General features: G+C 72.1%; 1 protein-coding gene. It reads right to left on the reverse strand.

Going from position 1 to position 2,278, the window contains the following annotated elements; all coding sequences use genetic code 11:
- Positions 1-2,278 (reverse strand): condensation domain-containing protein (locus tag ACZ6AQ_RS28800; protein ID WP_468763693.1); only part of this gene is annotated, 2,278 nt, incomplete at both ends.

A 2,278-nucleotide genomic window follows, 5' to 3' on the forward strand; every position in this document is an offset into this window, starting at 1 on the left:
GCGTCCCACGACACCGGCGAGCACTGCAAAAACACCTGCTCCGGACCGAACCGGCCGTACGACTGCCCACTCACCGTCGACACCAGATTCCGGTGCGACGACAAGATCCCCTTCGGCCGCCCCGTCGAACCCGACGTGAACATCAAGCAGGCGGAGTCGTCGGGGTCGACCGGCAGACCGAGGTTGCCCGTCTCCGGGGAGGGGAGGTCGGCCGGGGTTTCCGTATGGGTCGTCCAGGGGCCTTCGACGCGCCCGGCGAGGGCCGGGCGGGTCAAGAGGTGACGGATGCCGGCGTCGGTGGCGGCCGTCCTCAGCCGCTCGTCGGGGAAGTCCGGGTCCAGGAGCGTGTAACCCGCCCCGGTCTTGGCCACCGCGATCACGGCGGCGGCGAAGTCCACGCCCCGCTCCAGCAGGATGCCCGCCAGGTCGCCGCGCCCCAGGCCGCGCTTCCGAAGCAGCCGGGCCCACCGGTTGGCCAGCGCGTTGAGTTCCGCGTAGGAGACTTCCCGCTCGCCGTCGACCAGGGCGGTCCGGTCGGGGAACCGGGCCGCCTGCTCCTCGAACCGCTCGACCAGCGAAGCATCACCCACGTCGGACACCGTCCCGGCCCACGGACCGGTCAACAGCTCGCGCTCCGCTCCCGACACCACCTCAAGGCCCGAGAGACGCGTGCCCGGCTCGTCGAGCACCTGGCGCAGCACCGCTCCGAGGACCGATGCCGTGCGCCGTACCGTCTCCCCGTCGAAGAGGTCGGCGGCGAAGAGCACAGTGGCCCGGAGGCACTTCTCGTCGTCGGAGTGGAGGAAGAACTCCAGGTCGAACTTGGCGGAACCGTTGGAGACGTTCTCCACGGGCCCGGTCGGCACGTTCCGCAACGCGAACGCCGGGCCGCTACCGGTTTCGAGTGTGAGGCAGATCTGGAAGAGGGGGTGACGCGAGAGCGTACGGGTGGGATTGACCGCCTCCAGGACGAGATCGAACGGCGTCTCCTGGTGCGCGAAGGCGTCCAGATCGGCCGTACGCACCCGGCCCAGCAGTTCGCGGAACGTCGGATCGCCCGAACTGTCCGTGCGCAGGACCAGTGTGTTCACGAAGAACCCGACCAGACCCTCCAGCGCCCGGTCCCCGCGCCCCGCCACCGGCGAACCGATCGCCAGGTCCGGCCCCGCACCCAACCGGGCCAGCGCCGCTATCAGCGCCGCGTGCACCACCATGAACGGCGTGCACCCCTCGTTCCGGGCAAAAGCGGTCACCCGCTCGAACACATCCGCGCCGAGATCGATCTCGACCTCGCCACCCCGGTGCGAAGCCCGCGCCGGCCGGGGCCGGTCCGTGCTCAGGCCGTGCTCCTCGGGAAGCCCTTCCAGCGCACCGCGCCAGAAGTCCAGCTCCCGGCCCGACAGGCTCTCCGGGTCGTCCGTCCGGCCCAGTACCCGCCGCTGCCACGCGGCGTAGTCGGCGTACTGGACGGTGAGGGGTTCCAGTACGCTCCCCTCCACTCCCTCCACCCGGGCCTCGTAGGCCCGTTCGAGATCGGTGAAGAACACTCCGCTCGACACACCGTCCGTCGCGATGTGGTGCACCACCAGCAGCAGCACCGCCGACCCGTCGCCCAGGTCGAACACCACCGCCCGCACCGGCACGTCCACCGCCAGGTCGAACACCCGGCCCGCCTCCGCCACCAACTCCGCGTCCAGCGCCTCCGACTCCACCCGTCGCCGCCGGACGGTCACCTTCGCGAGGTCCGGCGGGAGGATGCGCTGGCGCGGCTCGCCGTCCACCGTCTCGAAGACCGTCCGCAGCGGGGCGTGACGCTCCATCACGTCGGCCAGTGCCGCTTCCAGCGCCCCGACGTCCAGCCCTCCCCCCTCAAGGCGCACCACCATGGGCACGTTGTAGGCGGCACTGTCCCCGTCGAGCTGCGAGAGCAGCCACAGGCGGCGCTGCGCGTACGAGGCCGGGGGCGGTCCGTCCGCGCCGGAGCCCTCCCCCGCGACCAGCGGCGGAGCGGCCCGGCCCCCCTCGCCCGCGATCAACTCCGCGAGGCCCGCCACCGTCGGACGCCCGAACACGTCCCGGATCGTCAGCCGCACGCCCAGCACGTCCGCGACGCGGTTCGTCAGCCGCGCCGCGAGCAGCGAATGGCCGCCGTGGTGGAAGAAGTCGTCGTCGACGGTGAGGCGGGTGGTCGTGTCGAGGACGCGGGCGAAGAGGGTGAGCAGGGTCTCTTCGAGGGGGGTGCGCGGGGCGCGGCCGGCGGTGGTGACGGTGGCCGGGG

The sequence above is a fragment of the Streptomyces sp. NPDC041191 genome (assembly GCF_055591945.1).